Raw genomic sequence first — 21118 nt, forward strand, 5'->3', positions numbered from 1 at the left:
TCGCTTATTCCGCCGCGCGTAACCGCGCGGAGTCGGGCGGGAGCGGATCCTCCAGCAGCAGCGGAAGCTGCATCTCGCGCGGTTCCGGCGGCACGTCCCAGATCAGTTCCGCCCCGCGCACGCGGCTGAGTTTCTTCTGCAGGGCGCGGTCGCGGCGCACCGCCGAATCGCGCAGCGAGAAGAGCCAGCGCAGGCCCAGCGCCCCGCGATAGGCGCCTTTCTCGATCCAGACCCGCAGCGCCAGCAATGCAGGCGTCAGCATCAGCGTCAGGATCGTGGCGATGCCCAGACCGAAAACCACGGCGGTGGCGAGTTGCTTCCACCAGAGCGCGGTCGGGTTGTCGATGGAAAAGCCGCCATTGGCAAAGTCAATCGAAAGGCCCAGCATCATCGGCGTCAGACCGGCCATCGTGGTGATGGTGGTCATCAGCACGGGGCGGATACGCGCCTCGACCGTGCGGATGATCGCCTCGATCCGGGGCATGATCCGGGCGTAATTCTGATAGGTGTCGATCAGAACAATGTTGTTGTTCACCACGATCCCCGCCAGCGCCACGATGCCCGTTCCGGTCATGATGACCGAGAAGGTCTGATCCATGACCAGCATGCCGATCAGCACCCCGGCCGAGGACAGGATCACCGCCAGAAGGACCAGCACGGAATTGTAGAAGCTGTTGAACTGCGTGAGCAGGATGACGAACATCAGGCCCAGCGCGGCGCTGAAGGCAACCATCAGGAATTGCGTGCTTTCTTCCTGATCCTGCTGTTCGCCGGTCCATTCCCAGCTGATCGAGGCAGGCAACGGGGTTTCCGCTTCCAGCCAAGCGGTCAGGGCCTCGATCCGCTCGGTGGCTGTGATCGGCACCTGCCGCCAGCCATTCGCAGCGATTTCCGCCAGCGTGTCCTGCGCGAGCCGGTATCCGGCGCTGCCCGGTTCATTGTCGCGCGGCACCACCTGCGCGCGGGGGACCACGCGCATGGTTTCACCGGCCTGATCCACCAGCCGCACCAGACCGGGGCGCACATCGGCCTTCACGTCATAGAAGCGCTGCTGGTCCACGCGGTCGATCTGCCCGCGCGAGGCGACGGTCGTGGTGGTGATGAAATTCGACAGCGGCACCAGGCCGAAATTCGTCTGCACGCGCAGCGTTTCCAAGGTCGAGAGCAGCCTGTCGCCTTCGGGCAGGCGCACGCGGATGTCGATTTCCTCGTCCGAGGTATCGACCCGCATCGTGTCGAGAAGCAGGCCGCGCGTGACAAGCTGCACCATGCCGCCGATAGTGGCGACATCGGCGCCGAAGCGCCCGGCCATTTCGGTATCGACATTGATCTGCCAGTCGATCCCCGGCACAGGGCGCGAATCTTCCAGATCAAAGAGGCCGGGGAAAGCGGCCATATGGCCGCGCACGGTCTCGACCGCCTCTTCCAGTTCAGCGAAATCATTGCCCTTGAGCCGCAGATGCACGGGTTTTGCCCCTGCCGGACCGCCAGAGGCCACAAGGAATTCGGTATAGATACCCGGAAGCTGGGCAAATTCGGCCTCCAGCCGGTCCAGAATGACCGAGCCGCGCATCTCTGGGATGCCCTGCCGCCCGCGCCAATGGGTCAGTTCGAACTGGATCTGGCCGATGGAATCGCGCGGGGGGCCTTGACCGGCGGTGTTGGTGTTCAGACCGCCATCCCCGGCGAAGGCAAAGACCGAGGCGATGCCTTCTTCTGCGAGGGTGATTTCCTCGACCTGCCGGACCAGCGCGTCCTTTTCCTCCAGCGACAGGTTGCCGCGTGCGCGGACATAGATGATGCCCTGTTCGGGTTCGGTCTCGACGAAGAATTCCACACCACGGTTATTCTCGCCGTAATACTGGAACACGCCCATCACGAAGACCGCAACCGCGACCACCAGAATGACCGGCATGACCGGGTTGCCGACAAACAGGCGTGCGACATGGCCTGCGGGCGAATAATGCCGTTCGGCGCGGATGCGCTTGGGTTTTCGCACCGGGGCGAGGGCGGCGAAACTGGTCGAGACACCCATAGCCGAGAGCGCCATCAGCCCAAGGCCGGGCAGGATCTGCGCCAGCGATTGCGCGGCCTCGGTGCCGCCGGTCAGATAGCCGGGATTGATGATCATCATCGCGCCGAGAAACATCCCCGTCACGCTGAGCGCGGCGAAGGGCAGGCGCAGGGCCCAGGGCAGGCGGCGCAGGGCCTCGGTGACATAGCCCAACTGGCGAGCCATGCGGCCCGAAAGCCCGCCCATGACCGGCAGGAAGATCAGCGCGACGATCAGCGAGGCGGTGAGCACGAAGATCAGCGTCACCGGCAGAAGCCCCATGAATTCGCCCGCGACCCCCGGCCAGAAGAGCATCGGCAGGAAGGCGCAAAGCGTGGTCCCGGTCGAGGCGATCACCGGCCAGAACATGCGCTGCGCGGCCTTGACATAGGCCTGCATCGGCCCGTCACCCGCCGCCAGCCGCTTGTCGGCATATTCGACCACGACCACGGCCCCGTCGACCAGAATCCCCACAGCAAGGATCAGGCCGAACATGACGATATTCGACACCGCGACATCCATGATGCCCAGAAGGATGAAACACAGAAGGAACGACGCCGGGATCGCAAAGCCCACGAGCAGGGCCGAGCGCGCGCCAAGGGCGGCCAGAACCACGATCATCACCAGCGCGATGGCGGTGAACACAGACCCTTCGAGCTGCGTGACCATTTCGCCGGTCTGGATCGAGGTATCGAGCGCCGGGGTGACGCGGATCGCGGATTGCAACTCCTCGGGCCAGGTGGCGATTTCCGCGTCAATCGCTTCGCGCACCTGCGCGGTGGAATCGATGGCGTTGAAGCCCTTGCGTTTGACCACCTGAATGGCGAGGTTGGTTTCGCCATTGAACCGCGCGGTGCCGCGACGATCCGCGAAAGTCAGCCGGATTTCGGCCAGATCGCCGAGTGTCACAACCGAATCGCCATTCACCTTGACCGGCAGGCGGTAGATATCTTCGGGGCTGGAGAAGCTGGACGGCACGGTGACAGAGAAGGTGCCGAGGCTGCTTTCCACCTCGCCTGCCGCGACAAGCTGGTTGTTATTCGTCACCACGCGGATCAATTCGCCCGCTGTCACATTATAGGCTTCGAGCCGCAAGGGGTCGATCAGCACTTCGACCATTTCATCGCGGGCACCGGCGATTTCGGCTTCGAGCACCGAATCCAACCCGTCGATCCGGGTGCGCAGATCGCGTGTCACCCGCAGGAGCGTGCGTTCGGACACATCGCCCGACACGGCGACGATGATGATGGGAAATTGCGAGAAGTTGATTTCCGAGATCGAATAATTCTGCGCGCCCGAGGGGAATTTGCCTTCGGCCCGGCCCATCGCGTCGCGGATATCGGCCATTGTGGCGGTCTTGTCCCAGCCGAATTCAAACTCCAGAACCGCCGCCGCGAAGCCGTCAGCGGAAAAGGCGCTGATGGTTTTCAGACGGTCCAGATCCTTCAGCTCGTTTTCCATCGGCTTGACCAGCATGGTCTCGCCATCCACAGCAGAGATGCCCGGAAAGGGCACTGTGATGATCACGGCAGGCACTTCGATATCCGGCTCGCCCTCTTTCGGCAGGCCGATATAGGCCGCGGTGCCCGCGACCATGACCATCACCACCAGCGCGAAGATCATCCGCGCGCGGGTTGCGGCCCATGAGACAAGTCCGATCACTGCGCGCCCCCGCGGGTTTCGGCCCAGGTGATCGCGACCCGCGCGCCTTCGCGGGTGAATTCCTGACCCAGAGTAATGGCATTGATCTGATCCGGCAGCCCGCCCAGCCAGACGCCTTCGGCGGTGTCGCGCAGGATGCGGGCGGTCTCGAAACTGACCAGCCCTTCGTCATCGACCACGCGCAGCCCGAGTTCGCCGCGATCATTGAGCGTCAGCGCCGAGCCGGGCAGAAGATGGCCCCGCTGTTCCTGCCCCTGAATCAGGATATCGGCGCTTTGTCCGTCGCGAATCCGGCCGTCGGGGTTGGGAATCGTCACATCGACGCGGAAGGTCCGGGTCTGCGGATCGGCGGAACGGGCGATGAAGCTGACCGTGCCCATGACCTCGCGGCCCGAGGCCAGACGCGCCCCGGCGGCGGCATCCATGGTGATATCGTCGATCTGCGCCTCGGTGGCGAAGCCGACCAGCTTGATCGGGTCCATCTGGATCAGCGTGGCACAAAGCGCGCCGGGTTGCAGCAGGCTGCCCAGTTCGGCAGTGTCGGTTTCCAGCAAGCCGTCGAAAGGCGCATGCATGACCAGCCGCGCCATTTCCTCGACGGCGGCGTCCACACCCGCCTGCGCCGATTGCAGCGCGGCGCGGGCATTGGCCAGACGCACTTCGCTGGCAAAGCCGCTCTCGGATAGGCCAGTGGCGGCGCGATGGTTGATCTCTGCCTCGGTCAGGCGCGCGCGCGCCTCGTCCAGCGCGGCCTTGCGCACACCGGGCGCCACTTCGCAGAGCGGATCGCCCGCATTGACCGCCGCGCCGCGCCGGATCGGGTCAGAGACGACCAGACCCGATGTCTCGGAGCGGATTTCGACCTGGCGCATGGCCTCGGTGCGCCCGCGCAGCACGACCGCATTGGCGACCGCCTGCGCCTCTGAGCGGGTGACGACCACGCGCACGCGCGCCGCTTCGGGCTCTGCCTCGGCAGCTGCACTGTCATCGGCGAGCACGCCTGCGAAACTCAGCAGGGCATCGCGTTCCATGACGGCGACATAGAGCGTTGCGGTCACTGTCAACGCCGTCACCAAGGGAAAAATTCTCATATCCACAACCCCGCAAACACTGCCGATGCGTTACATAGTGATCTTCGACTGAACTGACCAGTTCAGATTTAGCTTCGCAGACGCAGAAAAGCAATACATGTTTATAGGATTAACATTGCTTCCGCGCAAGCCTCCTCCTGATGAGACTGTGAAAGACCCGCAGCGGGGCTTGGCAATAAGGCTGCCTTCGCGCTAAGAGAGTGCGGGTTTTGTGAAAGAGGGTCGCGTGAGCAACAGCGATAGTTTCATTGACGAAGTGACTGAGGAACTGCGTCGCGACAAGGCGATGGGCTATCTGCGCCGCTATGGCTGGATTGCCGTGCTGGCGGTCACGCTGATCGTCGGCGGCACTGCCTGGAACGAATGGCGCAAGGCCAGCGACCGCGCCAGCGCAGAAGCCTTTGGCGATGCGGTTCTTGCGGCGCTGGACAATGACGCAGCGCAGGACCGTGTGCGCGCACTGGCCCAAGTGCCCACAACCGGCGCGCAGGGCGGGCTGGTGCAGTTGCTGAGTTCGGGCGAATTGCTGGAAGAGGACCGCGCGGCGGCGCTTGCCGCGCTTCAGGCGGCGTCAGAGGATGTGACGCTGCCTGTGGCTTACCGGCAATTGGCGACACTCAAGCGGATCATTGCAGGCGGCAGCGATATTCCGCTGGAAGAGCGCGAGCAGCTTCTCGCCGGGCTGGCGCAGCCGGGCCAGCCGATGCGACCGATTGCGCTTGAACAAACCGCCTTGCTGCAACTGGAGCAGGGCAATCGTGAAACAGCCATTGAAATTCTGACCGACTTGTTGTCTCAATCAGACGTGTCCGATGCTCTGCGCCGCCGCGCGACGCAACTGATCGTTGCGCTGGGCGGACAGGTTTCGGGCTGAGGTTTCAGACCGCTATCTCTGGCGGGCATTTCAAGGCACCGGGCAGAAGCCGGAACGGAGCGAACAGGAGCTTATGGTGAAACTCTGGACCTGCGCAGGCCTTCTTGCCGCCGCCACCTTGTTTTCGGCCTGCAGCCGCGATTTCATTCTTGAAGGCGAACGTTTTGCGCTGCGCGCGCCCTTTTCCGAAGGCGCGGGCGAGGCCCCGGTCAACCGTGCCGCCCCGATTTCGCTGCCCGCGACAGTGGTGAACGGGGAATGGACGCACCGGCTGGGCTCGCCCTCGACCCGGATCAGCCATCCGGCACTGGGCGGCAATCTGCAGCAGATCTGGTCGGTTCCCATTGGTCAGGGCGACGGGCGCAGGCACCGGATCACCGCAGAACCCGTCGCGGCGGGGGGGCTGATCTATACGCTGGACAGCCGCGCGCGTGTCTCTGCCGTGACCACTTCGGGCGAAGTGGCCTGGACCCGCGATCTGACGCCCGGTTTCGCGCGGAGCGCGGATGCGGCCTCTGGCGGGGGTCTGGCGATTGGCAATGGCAGGCTTTATGTCGCCTCGGCCTTTGGCATGCTCTGGGCGCTGGATCTGGCGAGCGGGGCAGAGGTCTGGTCGAAGCGTTTCGACGCGCCGCTGACCGCCGCCCCCACCGTTTCGGGCAATCATGTCTATGTCGTGGCCACGGACAGCACCGCCTGGGCGATTGATGCCGCCAGCGGGCAGACCGACTGGCAGCTGAGCGGCGCGCCCTCGCCCTCTTCCATGGTGGGCGGGGCCGCGCCTGCGGTTTCGGGTGATCTGGTGCTGTTCCCGACTTCTGCGGGCGAGTTGATCGCGGCGCGGCGCGATACCGGGCAGACGATCTGGCGGCGCGCAGTGGCGGGCACAAGGATCGGGGTGGCCTATGCCTCTGTGACCGATGTGACCGGTGATCCGGTGGTGCAGGGCGACACGATCTTTGTCGGCAACCAGTCGGGCCGGGTGATGGCGCTTGATCGCCGCAACGGCCAGCCGATCTGGACTGCGGATGAGGCCGCCTACGGCCCGGTCTGGCCGGTCGGTGGGTCGGTCTTCCTGATGTCGGACCGCAACCGGCTGGTGCGGCTGGATGCCGCAAACGGTGATTTCATCTGGGCGCAGCCGCTGCCGCTGCACACGCGCGACCGCGAACGCCGCCGCGCCGAGATTTTCCCGCATTACGGCCCGGTGCTGGCAGGCGGACGGCTGATCGTGGGGTCGGGCGATGGGGTGCTGCGCACATTCGACCCGGTATCGGGCCAGTCGCTGGGCGCGACGGAATTGCGCTCTGGCGCGGCGATTGCACCGATTGTTGTGGGTGGCACGCTTTATGTCGTGTCGCGTGACGGACGGCTGACCGCCTATCGCTAGGCGCGCGGCCACAGGATTTTCAGGCACATGGCCCCTGCCTTGGGGCCATGTTTGCTTTCAGGAGCACGGACGGACATGAGTTTCACCCTGGCCATTGTGGGCCGCCCCAATGTCGGCAAATCGACGCTGTTCAACCGGCTGGTCGGCAAGCGTCTGGCGCTGGTCGATGACCAGCCCGGCGTCACGCGCGACCTGCGCGAAGGCGATGCGCGGCTGGGCGATCTGCGCTTCATCGTCATTGACACTGCCGGGCTGGAAGAGGTCACGGATGACAGTCTGCAGGGGCGCATGCGCCGCCTGACCGAACGCGCGGTGGATATGGCCGATATCTGCCTGTTCATGGTCGATGCGCGCGCCGGGATCACGCCCACGGATGAGATGTTTGCCGATATCCTGCGCAAGCGCGCGGATCATGTGATCCTCGCCGCGAATAAGGCCGAGGGGCGCGCGGGCGAGGCAGGCGTGCTGGACGCCTATTCTCTGGGTCTGGGCGAGCCGGTGCGGCTGTCGGCCGAACATGGCGAGGGGATGGACGAGCTGTATCACATCCTGCGCCCGCTGGCCGACGCTTACGCCGAGCGCGCGGCGGCGGATGCGCCGGTCGTGGATCTGGATGTGGGTGAGGAAGAGGACGAGACCTATCACGCCCCGAGCGCCAAACGCCCGCTGCAGGTGGCGGTGATCGGGCGGCCCAATGCGGGCAAATCGACGCTGATCAACAAGATCCTGGGCGAGGACCGGCTGCTGACCGGCCCCGAGGCGGGGATTACGCGCGATTCGATCTCGGTCATGCTGAATTGGCAGGGCACGCCCACGCGGATTTTCGACACGGCGGGAATGCGCAAGAAGGCGCGGGTGGTCGATAAGGTCGAGAAACTCTCGGTCGCGGACGGGTTGCGCGCGGTGCGTTTCGCCGAAGTGGTGGTGGTGCTGCTGGATGCGGCAATTCCCTTCGAGCAACAGGATCTGCGGATCGCCGATTTCGCCGAAACCGAAGGGCGCGCGGTGGTCGTTGCGGTGAATAAATGGGATCTGGAGGACGAGAAACAGGACAAGCTGCGCGAATTGCGGGCCAGTTTCGAGAAGCTCCTGCCGCAGTTGCGGGGGGCACCGCTGGTCACGGTTTCGGCCAAGACCGGCAAGGGGCTGGACCGGCTGCACGCGGCGGTGCTGCGCGCGCATGAGATCTGGAACCGACGGGTCTCGACCGCGCGGCTGAATCAATGGCTGGGTGCGATGGTCGAGGCGCATCCGCCCCCCGCGCCGGGCGGCAAGCGCATCAAGCTGCGCTACATGACGCAGGCCAAGACGCGGCCCCCCGGTTTCGTCATCATGTGCTCGAATCCCGAGGATCTGCCCGCAAGCTATACGCGCTATCTGGTGAACGGGCTGCGCGAGAGTTTCGACATGCCGGGCACGCCGATCCGGGTTTTCCTGCGCTCGCAGGCGGACAAAAACCCCTATAAGGGGCGCAAGAAGGCCCCGCCCTCGAAGCTGCGCAAGCATCTTGAGGGGCGACGCGAGAATTGAGGTAACGGCGTGATGAGTAAGGGATTTTCGGTTTTTCTGCTGGGCCTGATGCTGCTGGGCCCTGCGCAGGCGGTGGCGGATCGTCCCTTGTCCTCGCGCGTGATCATGTCGGGGCATTCGCTGACCGATCCGATCCCGCCCTATCTGGCGGCGATGGTTGCGGGCGCGGGCGGGCGCGGCGCTGTGATCGACCGTTCAACCATTCCGGGCAGTCCGATGGACTGGCGCTGGAACCATCCCGGCCAGCCGGTCGATGCCCGCGCCGCAATCGGGCGCTATGATCTGCTGGTCCTGACCGAGCGGGTGCCGCTGCTGGATACGATGGAGCATCACAACTCGCCGCAGGAAGCGCTGCGCTGGGCCGAACATGCCTGGGTGCAGGGTGTGGATACGGTGCTTTATGCGACCTGGGTGACGCTGGCCACCGGGCCCGAGGCGGGGGATGATGAGTCGCGCGCGGGTCTGTCATTCCGCGAGCGGCTGGAGCGCGAGCAGGCGCGCTGGGAGGCGATTCGCGCCTATGTGAATGAAAACCGCCGCGAGGGCATGGGCGAGATGCAGATGATCCCCGGCCCGCAGATCATGCTGGCGCTGGAGGCGGCGATTGCGGCAGGCGAGGCACCGGGGCTGCGCGATATCCGCGACATCTTTTACGACGATATCCATGTGAATGATCTCGGCGCCTATATCATGGCGCTGGCGCATTTCGCGGTGATCTACGGGCGCGACCCGCGCGACGTGCCGCAGGGGCTGGGGCGGATCGCCGTGCCCGAGCCGGAACTGGGGCGCTGGTTGCGTGGCTTTGTGGCCGGGGTGGTGGCGGAAAACCCCTGAGGGTTACGCGCCGATCCGGCCCAGAGGGCCGATCTGCCCGGTCTGGGCGCGGTGCATCAGCAGCTGATCGAGCAGCACGCAGGCCATCATCGCCTCGCCCACCGGGACGGCGCGGATGCCGACGCAGGGGTCATGGCGGCCCTTGGTGACAACCTCGGTCGGATCGCCTGCGCGCGTGATCGACGAGCGCGGGGTGTGGATCGAGGAGGTGGGTTTGATCGCGAAGCGCACCACAACATCCTGCCCGGTGGAAATGCCGCCCAGGATGCCACCCGCCTTGTTCGAGCGGTAGCGCGGGCCGTTCTCGCCCATCTCGATCTCATCGGCGTTTTCGACGCCGGTCAGGCGGGCGGCTTCCATGCCTGCGCCGATTTCCACGCCTTTGACCGCGTTGATGGACATCATCGCCGCCGCAAGCTCGGTGTCGAGCTTGGCATAGACCGGCGCACCGAGACCGGCGGGCAGGCCAGAGGCCACGACCTCGATCATCGCGCCCACGGAATTGCCATCCTTGCGGATCTGATCGAGCGCCGTGGCCCAATCCGCGGCGGCCTGCGCATCGGGCACCCAGAACGGGTTGCGGTCGATCTGGGTCAGATCAAACCGGGCGCGGTCGATCTGATGCGGCCCCATCTGCACCATATAGCCGGTGATCCGCAGCGCGGGCATGAGCGCTTTCAGCACTTCGCGGGCGACGCCGCCGGCGGCCACGCGCGCCGCGGTTTCACGCGCGGAGGAGCGCCCGCCGCCGCGCGGGTCGCGCAGCCCGTATTTCTGGAAATAGGTGATATCGGCATGGCCGGGGCGGAACGTGTCGAGGATATTGCCGTAATCCTTCGAGCGCTGATCGACATTGCGGATCATCAGCTGAATGGGGGTGCCGGTGGTGCGCCCCTCATAGACGCCCGAGAGGATTTCCACCGCATCGGGTTCGCGCCGCTGGGTGGTGTGGCGGCTGGTGCCCGGTTTGCGGCGGTCCAGCCAGTGCTGGATCTGGGAGGCATCCAGCGCCACGCCCGGCGGGCAGCCATCCACAGTCGCCCCAAGCGCGGGCCCGTGGCTTTCGCCCCATGTGGTCACGCGAAACAGATGGCCGAATGTGTTGTAGCTCATGGGACCGCACTCCTTTGCGCCACCAGCCATAGCGGGGGCAGGCGCAAGGCTCAATCCCTGCTCTTGCCTGCGGGGGCTGCGCGGATTATGTCTGCCCTCACCTCGGGGTGCCCCAATGCGGGCTGAGATGCGATCCTGCGAACCCGTTGAACCTGAACCGGTTAAGACCGGCGGAGGGAAGGGACAGGCCGATGTGCCGCTTCATTCTCCGCCCGTCGTGAAAATGGAGAGAGACGCATGAGATATCCCCTGTTCGCGGCTGTGGCAGCTTTGACGATCAGCCCGTTGCAGGCTGACACGCTGGTGGTGCTGGCGCCCGATTATTTCGGCTCCAGCTGGGGGCCTGGCCCGGCGATCAAGGAAGGGTTTGAAGCCCGCTGCGATTGCACGCTGGAATTCCGCACCGGTGATGTGCTGCCGCGCCTGATGCTGGACGGGGCACGGACCGAGGCCGATGCCGTGATCGGGCTGAATACCGATATGACGCTGCGCGCGCGGGAAACCGGGCTGTTTGCGCCGCATGGGCAGTCGCTGGAAGCGCTGACGGTGCCGGTCGTGTGGGAGGATGACACTTTCATCCCGTTCAACTGGGGCTATACGGCCTGGGTCTATGACAGCACCCGGCTGGAGACCCCGCCCGCCAGTTTCGCGGAACTCTTGGAGCGCGAGGAGATCAGCCTTGTGTGGCAGGATCCGCGCTCTTCGGCCTCTGGCCTTGCGCTGCTTCTATGGGTTGATCAGGTCTTTGGCGATCAGGCTGAAGAGGTCTGGCGCAATCTGGCGGCGCGCACGGTGACGGTGACCGCCGGATGGTCGGAATCCTATGGCATGTTCACCAGCGGCGAGGCCGATATGGTGCTGAGCTACACCACCTCGCCCGCCTATCACATCGTGGCCGAAGCGGATGAAACCAAGGCGGCGGCGATTTTCGAGGAAGGCCATTACTTCATGGCGGAAGTCGCGGGTGTGCTGGAAGGTGCGGCAAACCCGGATCTGGCGCAGGAGTTCATGGGCTATATCCTGTCGCCGGAGTTTCAGGAGATGATCGCCTATGGCAACTGGTCCTATCCATCCGCCCTGCCACGCGAGGACTGGCCGGAAGTGATGCGTGATCTGCCCTTGCCCGAGGTCGCGATCTTTCTGGACGAAGATCAGGCCGAAGCCCGTCGCAGCCCCGCGCTGGAGATCTGGCTGCAAGGCATGACGCGTTGAGCGACCCCGCCCGCCAAGCCCGCGCGCTGGCGCTTCTCTTCGGGGGGCTGGTGGCGGGCTGGCTGGTGATGCTGAATTTCGGCGCGCTGGGGGCTGTGACCTGGCGCGCGGAAGGGCTGAGCGCCCTGCGCGGCTCTGACTGGGCGGCGGTGCGGTTTACTGTGCTGCAGGCGCTGTTGTCGGCGGGATTGTCGGTGCTGCTGGCGATCCCGATTGCGCGGGCCCTGGCGCGGCGGGAATTCGCCGGGCGGGGGCTGTTGATCACGCTGATGGGGGCGCCTTTCATCCTGCCGACGCTGGTCGCGGTGCTGGGCCTGCTCGCGGTTTTTGGCCGCTCGGGGCTGGTCAATCAGATGTTTGAGGCGCTGGGCTTCGCGCGGTTCAATATTTTCGGCCTGCATGGGGTGGTGCTGGCGCATGTGTTCTATAACCTGCCCTTGGCGACGCGCATCCTGCTGCAGGGCTGGGCCGCAATCCCGGCAGAGCGCTTTCGTCTGGCAGCCGCACTTGGGTTCAGCGGGCGCGACACCTTCCGGCAGTTGGAGGCGCCGATGCTGCGCGATCTGGTGCCGGGGGCGTTTCTGGTGATCTTCCTGATCTGCCTGACCAGTTTTTCCGTCGCGCTGACCATGGGCGGGGGCCCTCGCGCGACGACAGTGGAACTGGCGATCTATCAGGCCTTCCGGTTTGATTTCGACATGGGGCGCGCCGCACTTCTGGCGCTGGTGCAATTCGGACTTTGTGCTGTGGCGGGGGTGATCGCGTGGCGCGTGGCTTTACCGTCGAGCCTTGGGGGCGGGCTGGACCGGCCTGTGCAGCGCTTTGATCTGGGCGCCCGCGGTCTGCGGCTGTGGGATGCGGCGCTGATTCTGGCGGGCGCGCTGTTTCTGCTGGTGCCGCTGGGGATGGTGATCCTGCGCGGGGCGCCCTATGTGGCGGGCCTGCCCGCCGAGGTCTGGCAGGCGGCCGGGCGGTCGCTGATGGTGGCGCTGGGGGCGACGGCTGCGACCATCGCCATGACGCTGGCGCTGGCGCATGCGGTGCTGGCGCTGGGAGGCACGCGCGGGGCGGTGCTGGAATGGCTGGGGCTGGCGGCGCTCGCGGCCTCGCCCCTGGTGATCGGCACGGGGCTGTTTTTGCTGATCCGCCCCTTGGCCAATCCGCGCGACTTCGCGCTTCTGGTGACGATGCTGGTGAATGCGGGCATGGCGATGCCTTTTGCGCTGCGGCTGATCCTGCCGGATCTGCGCGCGGAGATGGCGACGCAGGGCCGTCTGGCTGCGGCGCTGGGGTTGCATGGCTGGGCGCGGCTGCGCATTGTCACCCTGCCCCGCCTGCGCCGCCCGCTGGGTTTTGCCGCAGGCTTGACCGCGGCGCTGTCGATGGGCGATCTGGGGGTGATCATGCTGTTTGCCGAGCGCGAAGGGGCGACCCTGCCGATGCAGCTCTACCGGCTGATGAATGCCTACCGGCAGGATGATGCGGCGGGCGCGGCGCTGGTGCTGCTGGCGGCGAGCCTTGCGCTGTTTGTGGTCTTCGAGCGATGGGGGCGCGGACGTGCTGGAACTTGACGATTTGCGCATCCTGCAGGAGGATTTCAGCCTCTCTGCCAGTTGGAGCATTGCGCCCGGCGCGCTGGTGGCGGTGATCGGCCCGTCAGGGGCGGGCAAATCCACGCTTCTGAGCGCAGTGGCAGGGTTCGTGCCGGTCAGTGGCGGGCGGGTGCTGTGGCGGGGGGCGGATATCACGCGGGCCAGCCCTTCGGCGCGGCCTGTCTCGATCCTGTTTCAGGACAATAACCTGTTCCCGCATCTGACGGCATTTCAGAATGTCGCGCTGGGGCTGAGGCCCTCGCTGCGTTTGACTGCGGATGAGCGCGGGCAGGTCGAGGCCGCGCTTGCCCGCGTGGGGCTGGAAGGGTTCGGGGCGCGCAGACCGGCGCAGCTCTCGGGCGGGCAGCAAAGCCGGGTGGCGCTGGCGCGGGTGCTGTTGCAGCGCAGGCCGCTGGTGCTCTTGGACGAGCCGTTTGCGGCGCTTGGCCCGGCGCTGCGCATGGAGATGCTGGGGCTGGTGGCGGAGATTTGTCGCGAGACGGGGGCGACGCTGCTGATGGTCAGCCATGATATTCGCGATGCCGAGGCGATTGCGGATCATCTGGTGCTGGTCAGTGACGGGGTGGCGCTGGGCCCGGTGCCGACCGCCGAGATGCTGGCCGATCCGCCCGAGTCGCTGCGGCGCTATCTGGGGTGATGTAGGGTGCGTGCTCAGCACGCACCTTACCTGTCACGCCAGAAGCTGGCTGCCGTCATGGCCCCTGACCCGCGCGGCGATGATCGCGCCGACAGGCTGGGCAGTCTCAAAGCGTATCTCGGTGAATTGCGCGGTGCGGCCCATATCCGGCGCTTCCATCAGCACCTGATGCTCAAGCCCGATCTGCGCGCGCAGATGCCGCTCCAGTGCCTGCGCCCCCGCTGCGCGCAGCCGCGCCGCGCGCGCTTTCACCACATTGCCCGGCAGTTGCGGCATGCGCGCCGCAGGCGTGCCCTTGCGCGGGCTGAAGGGAAAGACATGCAGGAAGGTCAGGTCGCAGTCCTCGACCAGCCGCAGCGAATTGTCGAACATCGCATCCGTTTCCGTCGGGAAGCCCGCGATGATATCGGCGCCGAAGACCATATCCGGGCGCAGGCGTCGGGCGTCCTGACAGAAGCGGATCGCATCCTCGCGCAGATGGCGGCGTTTCATCCGTTTCAGGATCATGTCATCGCCCGCCTGCAGCGAGAGATGCAGATGCGGCATCAGGCGGGGCTCAGAGGCGATCGCCTCCATCAGCGCCTCATCGGCCTCGATCGAATCGATCGAGGAAATCCGCAGCCGCGCCACATCGGTGAGCCGCAGGATGCGCCGCACCAGATCGCCCAGACGCGGGCCACCCGGCAGATCCGCGCCCCAGGAGGTCAGATCGACCCCGGTCAGCACCACCTCCAGATAGCCCTGCGCCACCAGCCGGTTGATCTGATCGACCACCACGCCCGCAGGCACCGAGCGCGAATTGCCGCGACCATAGGGGATGATGCAGAAGGTGCAGCGGTGATCGCAGCCATTCTGGACCTGCACATAGGCGCGCGCCCGCGTGCCGAACCCATCGATCAGATGCGCGGCGGTTTCGCGCACCGACATGATATCATCGACCTGCACCCGTTCGGTGGCGCCGATCAGGTCGGGCACCATCTGCGCCCATGTCTCGGGGCGCATCTTCTCGGAATTGCCGATCACGCGGGTCACTTCGGGCATGGTGGCGAAGGTTTCGGGTTCGGTCTGGGCCGCGCAGCCGGTGACGATGATGGGCGCATCCGGGTTCTCGCGGCGCAAGCGGCGGATTTCCTGTCGCGCCTTGCGCACGGCTTCCGCCGTCACCGCGCAGGTATTGACGACCAAAGCATCGCGCAGGCCCGCTGTTTCGGCCATGTCGCGCATGGCCTCGGTCTCATAGGCGTTCAGTCGGCAGCCAAGGGTGGTGAAACGTGGCGCGCTCATGCCCCGTCCGCCAGAAATGCGGGCGTGAACAGCCCGTCATAGACATGCGCCACCGGGCCGGTGAGCCAGACGCCATCCTCGCGCCAGTCCACTTCCAGCCTGCCGCCATCGGCCTCGATCACCACGCGCCGCCCGGTCAGCCCGCGCTGATGGGCGGCCACGGCAGTCGCGCAAGCCCCGGAGCCGCAGGCCAGCGTGATCCCGGTGCCGCGTTCCCAGACGCGCAGGCGCAGATGGTCGGGCGCGATCAGCGAGGCGAATTCGACATTGGTGGCTTCCGGAAAAAGCGGGTCATGCTCGACCTCGGGCCCGCGCAGGGCGACAGGGGCCGCGTCGGCATCGGGCACGAAATGGATGCAATGCGGATTGCCCATGCCCACCGCCACCGGACCCCCAGGCAGCGGCAGATGCAGCAGATCCACTTCGCGCGCCAGAGGCACGCCCTGCCAGTCGAGGATCGGGGCGCCCATATTGACCCAGACCTGCGCCCCGCGCCGTTCGGCGTGCAAAAGCCCGCGCGCGGTGCGAATCGTCAGCCTGTCGGTGCCGCGCGCATTCATCACCGAGGCGGCCACGCAGCGGGTGGCATTGCCGCAGGCGCCCGCGCGCGAGCCGTCGCTGTTCCAGAAATCGAGATCGAGATCCGCTGTGTCCGAGGCGCGCAATTCGGCCAACTGGTCAAAGCCCACCCCGCGATGCCGGTCGCCGATGGCGCGCGCGAGTTCAGCCGTGACCACGCCGCCCGCGCGGGCGCGCGAGTCGATCACGACGAAATCATTGCCCGCGCCATGCATCTTGGCGAAGGCGAGAGGGGTGGTTTCTCCGAACATGGCGGCGATATAAGCGCGGGACGCGCATCTGACCAGACATCTTGCGCCACAGCCGATACGATTCCCGCATATTGCGGCAGATTAGCCCTTGACCCCGTGCCGGGGCTTTTCTAAGTAGCGCGCAATGTGTGGGCCCGTAGCTCAGTTGGTAGAGCAACTGACTTTTAATCAGTGGGTCACAGGTTCGAATCCTGTCGGGCTCACCATGTTTTAGAAACATGCAGCGATATCAATTTCTTGCGGCGCGAGTCGCGGATGGATGGCGCGTGTTTGCAGTGGCCCGGTCCGGCGCTCTCCCCCGTTACATGGTTTCACAGACCGCCGCCCCCGGCGGGCGGGAAATTTCGGTCCGGCTGCGGTGGCCGGGTCTGCAGGAGACTCGCGCCCGCCCCGGCCAATGGAGTCGCCACAAACGAAAACCGCCCCGGCGCAGGCGCGGGGCGGTTTTCATGAAATCCTGATCGCGGAAATCCTCAGCCCTGACGGGCCTTGAATTTCTTCTGGGTCTTGTTGATCACATAGACCCGGCCCTTGCGGCGCACGATCTGACAATCGCGGTGACGCTGCTTGAGCGACCGGAGCGAGTTTCTGACCTTCATCGGCCTATCTCCTGTTCGCGGCGCACGCGCGCCTTGAGGGTTATCCTGCCAGTGAAGCAGGGGTGAATGGTGGGCACGACAAGGTTCGAACTTGTGACCCCTACGATGTCAACGTAGTGCTCTACCACTGAGCTACGCGCCCTGAGCGGATCATTCCTGCGCCCCAAACAAAAGGGACGCGGCAACAAGCCCGCGTCAATTGAGATGCCCTATAAAAGGAGTCGCGGCCATGATCAAGGGCTTTCGAAACAGGAAAGGCTTGGTCTATAGTCAAAAAAACAGTGATCCCGAAATGCAAGCCTATCAATATATTCCGGCCCTCACCCCCAGCAGCGCTGTGGTCTTCGCCTCGCCCCATAGCGGGCGGGATTATCCGGCGGATTTGCTTGACCGTGCGATTCTGGAACCGACCGCGCTGCGCTCTTCCGAGGATGCCTATGTGGACTGTTTCCTGCGCGAAGCCAGCCCTGCGGGCGCGCCGGTCCTGCTGGGCGGCGTGCCGCGCGCCTATGTCGATTACAACCGCGCCGCAAGCGAGCTGGACCCGGCGCTGATCGCGGGTGTGGCCGCGCATGGGCTTAATCCGCGCATCACTTCGGGGCTGGGGGTGATTCCGCGCGTGGTGGCGGGCGGGCGTGCGATCTATCGCGGCAAGATCCCCCGCGCCGAGGCCGAGGACCGGTTGCGGCGGTTCTGGCACCCCTATCACGCCAAGCTGGATGAGCTGATGGCGGCGCAGCGCGCGCGATTCGGCCGCGCGATCCTGCTGGATATGCATTCCATGCCGCGCGATGCGGTCAGCATGAGCCGCCAGCATAATGCGCTGCGCCCCGATATCGTGCTGGGCGACCGATTCGGCGCGGCGGCCCATTCCGCCATCACCGAATCCGTCGCCGCTGTTTTCGCGGATGCGGGGCTGCGGGTCGCGCGCAACTCGCCTTTTGCCGGGGCCTATATCACACAGCGCCATGGCACGCCCTCGATCGGGCAGCATGCGATCCAGATCGAGATTGATCGCGGGCTCTATCTTGACGAGAGCCGCGTCGCGCCGAATGACAGTTTCGAGAGCTTCCAGCGCGTGATGGATCAGATCGTGCGCAAGCTTGTGGATCTGGGCCGCGCGCAGCCGGACAGGATGGCACTCGCGGCAGAATAGCTGCAGCACCGGCAAAAAATGCCCCAATTGCACGCAATTTGCAGTGAATCCCGTCGCTTGCGCTGATCTGTGGCTTATAGTGCAGGTTATGGATATCATCGCACTTGTCGGCGCTATTGCCGCATTGTTCATCATCATCGGCCTGTCCGAGCCGCTGGCCGAGCGCTTGCGCCTGCCATTTACCGTGATGCTCGCGATCATGGGAGCGGTGATCGGCGGGCTGGCAGTCTATATGCTGTCGAGCGATCTGGCGGGCACGATGAACCCGACCTATCTGCGCCTGCTGGAACTGCCGATCCGCTCGAATATCTTTCTCTATGTGCTGCTGCCGACGCTGCTGTTTCAGGTCGCACTCATGGTCAATGCAAGGCGGATGCTGGATGACTGGATGCCGATTCTGGTCATGGCGGTGGGGGCGGTGGTCGCCTCGACCGTGATCATCGGCTATGCGCTGACGCCGTTTACCACCCTGCCGCTGACGGCCTGTCTGCTGATCGGCGCGATTGTCTCGACCACCGACCCGTCCGCGGTGGTCAGCATTTTCCGCAATATCGCCGCCCCCCAGCGGCTGACGCGCATTGTCGAGGGCGAAAGCCTGCTCAATGACGCTGCCGCCATCGCGCTATTTGGGTTTTTCATGACTTTCGTGATGCTGGGCGTGCCGGATCCGAGCCTGAATGATGCGCTGGTGATCTTTCCCTGGCTGGTGATCGGCGGCGTGATGCTTGGGCTGGTCTTTGCCCGGCTGGCGATTGCGCTGATGTCGCTGATGCCGGGTTTCGAGCGCGCGCAAATCTCGGTGAGTCTGGCGCTGCCCTATCTGACCTATATCGTCGCCGAACAGCTGCTGCAGACATCGGGGGTGATTGCGGTCGTGGTATCGGGGCTGGCGCTGAATCTGATGGGGCCGGGGCGCATCGCCCCGGCAAGCTGGGCCTATCTGCGCGAGGTCTGGGATGTGCTGGCCTATTGGGCGGGGGCGCTGATCTTCATTCTGGCGGCCCTGCTGATCCCGCGCCTGATGGGCGATCTGCGCCTGTCGGATCTGTATCTGCTGCTGGTGATGATCGCTGCGGCCTTCGGGGCGCGGGCGCTGCTGCTATGGGGCATGCTGCCCGCGCTCAGTTTTCTGCATCTGTCGCCGCAGGTGGAACCAGCCTACCGCGCCGCGATCCTCTGGGGGGGGTTGCGCGGCGCGGTGACATTGGCGCTGGCGCTGGCTGTCACCGAGAGCGCGCTGGTGCCGCCGGATATCAAGCGCGAGGTGGGTATTCTGGCGACCGGGTTCACGCTGTTCACGCTGCTGGTGCAGGGGACAAGCCTGCGCTGGATGATCGCACGGCTGGGGCTGAACCGCTTGCCGCGTCTGGATCAGGCGCTGTCGCATCAGGTGATCGCGGTCGCGCTGCAGAATGTGCGCGAGGAAATCGCCGAGACCGCGCGCGACTACCAACTGCCGCAGGATGTGATCCGCTCGGAGGCCAAGCGCTTCGCCGAACGGCTGGACGAGGCGGTCGAACTGGCCGAGGCCGCTGAGGAAATCCCCGACCGCGACCGTATCACGCTGGGGCTGGTGGCGCTGGCCGGGCGCGAGCGCGATCTGATCATCGAGAATTTCCGGCAGCAGCTTTTCTCGGCGCGGCTGGTGGACCGGATGCTGTCGGATGTGGACCGGCTGATGGAACAGACCCGCGGCGGCGGGCGCAATGAATACCGCGCTGCGGCCCGCAGGAGCCTGGGCTATGGTGGCTGGTACCGGCTGGCGGTCTGGCTGCACAACCGGCTGCGCTGGTCGCTGCCCCTGGAACAGATGACGGCGGATCGTTTCGAGATCCTGATGAACCAGCGGCTGATCCTTGGCGAGTTGCATGGCTATATCGACAGCAAGATCCGGCGCATCCATGGGCGCCGGGTGGCCGATCTGCTGCATGAATTGCTGCGCCGGCGCGAAGAGGAAACCGATGCCGCATTGCAGGGGCTGCGGCTGCAATATCCCGGCTATGCCGAGGAAATGGAGCGCCGTTTCATCCGCCGCACCTCGCTGCGGCTGGAAGAGCGGGAATATGAGCAGCTACATGATGACGGGCTGATCAGCCGCGAATTGCATGCGACCCTGCTTGGCCGCATTTCCACGCGCCGCACCCGGATCGAGGCCCGCCCGCATCTGGACTTCGCACTGCAGAAGGATGCGTTCCTGCGCACATTTCCGCTGTTTCAGGACATGTCGGACATCCAGCGCCGCCAGCTTGCCCGTGCGCTGCGCACGCAGCATGTGGAACCCGGCACGATCCTGTTGCGCAAGGGGGACGTGCCCCATTGTGTCTATTTCATTGCCTCGGGCGCGGTCGAGATGGAGCGCAAGGGCCAGAAGCTGCGGCTGGGCAGCGGGGAGTTCTTCGGGCATATCGGGATGCTGACCCGCGAACCCCGCCGCGCCATGATCAGCGCCATCAGCCATTGCACGCTGCTGTCGCTGGACGAGACGCGCTTCAAGCGCCTGCTGGCGCGCAATCGCACGCTGTATGAGGCGGTACTGCACAGCGCTGAGTTGCGGGGCATCACGTTTGAGAAATCGGAAATCCCGGCAGCGCCGGTGCAGTGGCACAAGCGCCGCGTTCAGGGGAATGACAGGCCGGGCTGACCCTCTTGCCAGCGCGGGAATTTCGGCATCACGGCTGCGAAGGCATTTGATGCCATGAACCGCGCCAGCCAGCCCTGCAGGTGGGGCCAAGGTTGCGCATCGAACCACGGTTTGTCGATATGGGCGAACTGGCGGATGAAGGGCAGGATGGCCATATCCGCAAGCGTGGGGCGGTCGAATAGCCAGAGGTCAAGCTGCGCCTCCAGATCGGTGAGGAATGCGCGTGCTGCGGCCAGATGCTGCGCCGGGTCATCCTGCGGGTAGCGGCTGGCATATTTCACCCGGTCCAGCGCGTGCTTGAACGGCCCGTCGCAGCGCGTGATCCAGTCCGCCCCCTCGGGCGGCATGTCGCGCCATGCTTCGGGGTCATTCTGGCGCAGCGCCCAATGCATGATATCAAGACTTTCGTCGATCACGCGCTCGGGCGTGACCAGACAGGGCACGGTCGCGCTGGGCGAGGCGGCAAGGAAAGCGGGCGGCTTGTCGCGCAGCACGATCTCGCGCAACTCGACCGGCACGCCGCTGCACCGGATGGCCAGCCGCGCGCGGATGGCATAGGGGCAGCGGCGAAAGGACCAGAGGACCGGCCGGGGCATGGC

16 protein-coding genes, 2 tRNA genes and 1 riboswitch are annotated in these 21118 nt (G+C 65.4%); of the genes, 10 read left to right on the top strand and 8 right to left on the bottom strand.

What is annotated here, in order from left to right; translation table 11 throughout:
- Positions 1-4 precede the first annotated feature (4 nt).
- Positions 5-3715: an efflux RND transporter permease subunit gene (locus tag BG457_RS00250; protein WP_071794941.1), complete on the bottom strand. Its 3711-nt coding sequence runs from the start codon at positions 3713-3715 to the stop codon at positions 5-7.
- The gene (locus BG457_RS00255) at positions 3712-4806 is read right to left on the bottom strand and encodes an efflux RND transporter periplasmic adaptor subunit (protein ID WP_071794942.1); all 1095 of its coding nucleotides are present in this window, start codon (positions 4804-4806) and stop codon (positions 3712-3714) included. Before BG457_RS00255 ends, BG457_RS00250 begins: the two co-directional genes overlap by 4 nt.
- Positions 4807-5032: 226 nt before the next feature.
- Here BG457_RS00255 and BG457_RS00260 point away from each other — a divergent pair, with 226 nt between their 5' ends.
- The 4 genes from BG457_RS00260 (at position 5033) to BG457_RS00275 (ending at position 9434) form a co-directional block, all read left to right on the top strand.
- On the top strand, positions 5033-5680 hold the full coding sequence (locus BG457_RS00260; protein ID WP_071794943.1) for a hypothetical protein: 648 nt from the start codon (positions 5033-5035) through the stop codon (positions 5678-5680).
- Between the two features lie 73 nt (positions 5681-5753).
- Entirely contained in the window at positions 5754-7070 is a 1317-nt protein-coding gene (locus tag BG457_RS00265) for an outer membrane protein assembly factor BamB family protein (RefSeq protein WP_071795106.1), read from the top strand.
- A gap of 75 nt (positions 7071-7145) precedes the next feature.
- Positions 7146-8600, top strand: a complete 1455-nt coding sequence (gene der / locus BG457_RS00270) for a ribosome biogenesis GTPase Der (RefSeq protein WP_071794944.1) — start codon at positions 7146-7148, stop codon at positions 8598-8600.
- Between the two features lie 12 nt (positions 8601-8612).
- Positions 8613-9434: a hypothetical protein gene (locus BG457_RS00275; RefSeq protein WP_071794945.1), complete on the top strand. Its 822-nt coding sequence runs from the start codon at positions 8613-8615 to the stop codon at positions 9432-9434.
- Positions 9435-9437: 3 nt separating this feature from the next.
- Here BG457_RS00275 and aroC read toward each other — a convergent pair whose 3' ends face one another.
- Positions 9438-10547, bottom strand: coding sequence for a chorismate synthase (aroC, locus tag BG457_RS00280; protein ID WP_071794946.1), 1110 nt, complete (start codon positions 10545-10547; stop codon positions 9438-9440).
- Between the two features lie 93 nt (positions 10548-10640).
- A riboswitch (TPP riboswitch) is annotated at positions 10641-10743 on the top strand.
- A gap of 41 nt (positions 10744-10784) precedes the next feature.
- On the opposite strand from aroC, the gene BG457_RS00285 reads away from it, so the two are divergent.
- From BG457_RS00285 to BG457_RS00295, 3 genes are all read left to right on the top strand, one after another.
- Positions 10785-11759 (top strand): thiamine ABC transporter substrate-binding protein, encoded by a 975-nt coding sequence (locus tag BG457_RS00285; RefSeq protein ID WP_071794947.1) that lies wholly within the window; start codon positions 10785-10787, stop codon positions 11757-11759.
- A 68-nt stretch (positions 11760-11827) separates the two neighbouring features.
- Positions 11828-13330, top strand: a complete 1503-nt coding sequence (locus BG457_RS00290; protein WP_245770900.1) for a thiamine/thiamine pyrophosphate ABC transporter permease ThiP — start codon at positions 11828-11830, stop codon at positions 13328-13330.
- Positions 13317-14009, top strand: coding sequence for a thiamine ABC transporter ATP-binding protein (locus BG457_RS00295; protein ID WP_071794949.1), 693 nt, complete (start codon positions 13317-13319; stop codon positions 14007-14009). Before BG457_RS00290 ends, BG457_RS00295 begins: the two co-directional genes overlap by 14 nt.
- Positions 14010-14042: 33 nt before the next feature.
- Here BG457_RS00295 and mtaB read toward each other — a convergent pair whose 3' ends face one another.
- Together mtaB and dapF are read right to left on the bottom strand one after the other, a co-directional pair.
- Positions 14043-15293, bottom strand: coding sequence for a tRNA (N(6)-L-threonylcarbamoyladenosine(37)-C(2))-methylthiotransferase MtaB (gene mtaB, locus BG457_RS00300; protein WP_071794950.1), 1251 nt, complete (start codon positions 15291-15293; stop codon positions 14043-14045).
- Positions 15290-16123, bottom strand: a complete 834-nt coding sequence (dapF, locus tag BG457_RS00305; RefSeq protein WP_071794951.1) for a diaminopimelate epimerase — start codon at positions 16121-16123, stop codon at positions 15290-15292. Before dapF ends, mtaB begins: the two co-directional genes overlap by 4 nt.
- Positions 16124-16253: 130 nt before the next feature.
- Between dapF and BG457_RS00310 the strand changes: the two genes are divergently transcribed.
- Positions 16254-16329: transfer RNA gene (locus BG457_RS00310), tRNA-Lys, on the top strand.
- Positions 16330-16596: 267 nt separating this feature from the next.
- On the opposite strand, the gene ykgO is transcribed toward BG457_RS00310, so the two are convergent.
- Together ykgO and BG457_RS00320 are read right to left on the bottom strand one after the other, a co-directional pair.
- Positions 16597-16722, bottom strand: coding sequence for a type B 50S ribosomal protein L36 (ykgO, locus tag BG457_RS00315; RefSeq protein ID WP_071479794.1), 126 nt, complete (start codon positions 16720-16722; stop codon positions 16597-16599).
- A gap of 67 nt (positions 16723-16789) precedes the next feature.
- A tRNA-Val gene (locus BG457_RS00320) sits at positions 16790-16864 on the bottom strand.
- Positions 16865-17014: 150 nt separating this feature from the next.
- Here BG457_RS00320 and BG457_RS00325 point away from each other — a divergent pair.
- Together BG457_RS00325 and BG457_RS00330 are read left to right on the top strand one after the other, a co-directional pair.
- Positions 17015-17878: an N-formylglutamate amidohydrolase gene (locus BG457_RS00325; RefSeq protein WP_071795107.1), complete on the top strand. Its 864-nt coding sequence runs from the start codon at positions 17015-17017 to the stop codon at positions 17876-17878.
- 88 nt (positions 17879-17966) lie between these two features.
- Positions 17967-20519, top strand: coding sequence for a cation:proton antiporter (locus BG457_RS00330; protein ID WP_071794952.1), 2553 nt, complete (start codon positions 17967-17969; stop codon positions 20517-20519).
- On the opposite strand, the gene BG457_RS00335 is transcribed toward BG457_RS00330, so the two are convergent.
- On the bottom strand, positions 20495-21115 hold the full coding sequence (locus BG457_RS00335) for a glutathione S-transferase (RefSeq protein ID WP_071795108.1): 621 nt from the start codon (positions 21113-21115) through the stop codon (positions 20495-20497). The genes BG457_RS00330 and BG457_RS00335 overlap by 25 nt on opposite strands.
- Positions 21116-21118: the final 3 nt, after the last annotated feature.

It is taken from the genome of Natronohydrobacter thiooxidans (assembly GCF_001884735.1).
In the GTDB taxonomy this organism is placed as follows: domain Bacteria; phylum Pseudomonadota; class Alphaproteobacteria; order Rhodobacterales; family Rhodobacteraceae; genus Roseinatronobacter; species Roseinatronobacter thiooxidans_A.

Excerpts from the sequence above, each read along its gene's own strand:
- BG457_RS00275 (WP_071794945.1), top strand. The coding sequence starts at position 8,613 with ATGAGTAAGGGATTTTCGGTTTTTCTGCTGGGCCTGATGCTGCTGGGC.
- dapF (WP_071794951.1), bottom strand. The coding sequence starts at position 16,123 with ATGTTCGGAGAAACCACCCCTCTCGCCTTCGCCAAGATGCATGGCGCG.
- aroC (WP_071794946.1), bottom strand. The coding sequence starts at position 10,547 with ATGAGCTACAACACATTCGGCCATCTGTTTCGCGTGACCACATGGGGC.
- BG457_RS00285 (WP_071794947.1), top strand. The coding sequence starts at position 10,785 with ATGAGATATCCCCTGTTCGCGGCTGTGGCAGCTTTGACGATCAGCCCG.
- mtaB (WP_071794950.1), bottom strand. The coding sequence starts at position 15,293 with ATGAGCGCGCCACGTTTCACCACCCTTGGCTGCCGACTGAACGCCTAT.
- der (WP_071794944.1), top strand. The coding sequence starts at position 7,146 with ATGAGTTTCACCCTGGCCATTGTGGGCCGCCCCAATGTCGGCAAATCG.
- BG457_RS00290 (WP_245770900.1), top strand. The coding sequence starts at position 11,828 with ATGCTGAATTTCGGCGCGCTGGGGGCTGTGACCTGGCGCGCGGAAGGG.
- BG457_RS00255 (WP_071794942.1), bottom strand. The coding sequence starts at position 4,806 with ATGAGAATTTTTCCCTTGGTGACGGCGTTGACAGTGACCGCAACGCTC.
- BG457_RS00330 (WP_071794952.1), top strand. The coding sequence starts at position 17,967 with ATGGATATCATCGCACTTGTCGGCGCTATTGCCGCATTGTTCATCATC.
- BG457_RS00325 (WP_071795107.1), top strand. The coding sequence starts at position 17,015 with ATGCAAGCCTATCAATATATTCCGGCCCTCACCCCCAGCAGCGCTGTG.
- BG457_RS00335 (WP_071795108.1), bottom strand. The coding sequence starts at position 21,115 with ATGCCCCGGCCGGTCCTCTGGTCCTTTCGCCGCTGCCCCTATGCCATC.
- ykgO (WP_071479794.1), bottom strand. The coding sequence starts at position 16,722 with ATGAAGGTCAGAAACTCGCTCCGGTCGCTCAAGCAGCGTCACCGCGAT.
- BG457_RS00265 (WP_071795106.1), top strand. The coding sequence starts at position 5,754 with ATGGTGAAACTCTGGACCTGCGCAGGCCTTCTTGCCGCCGCCACCTTG.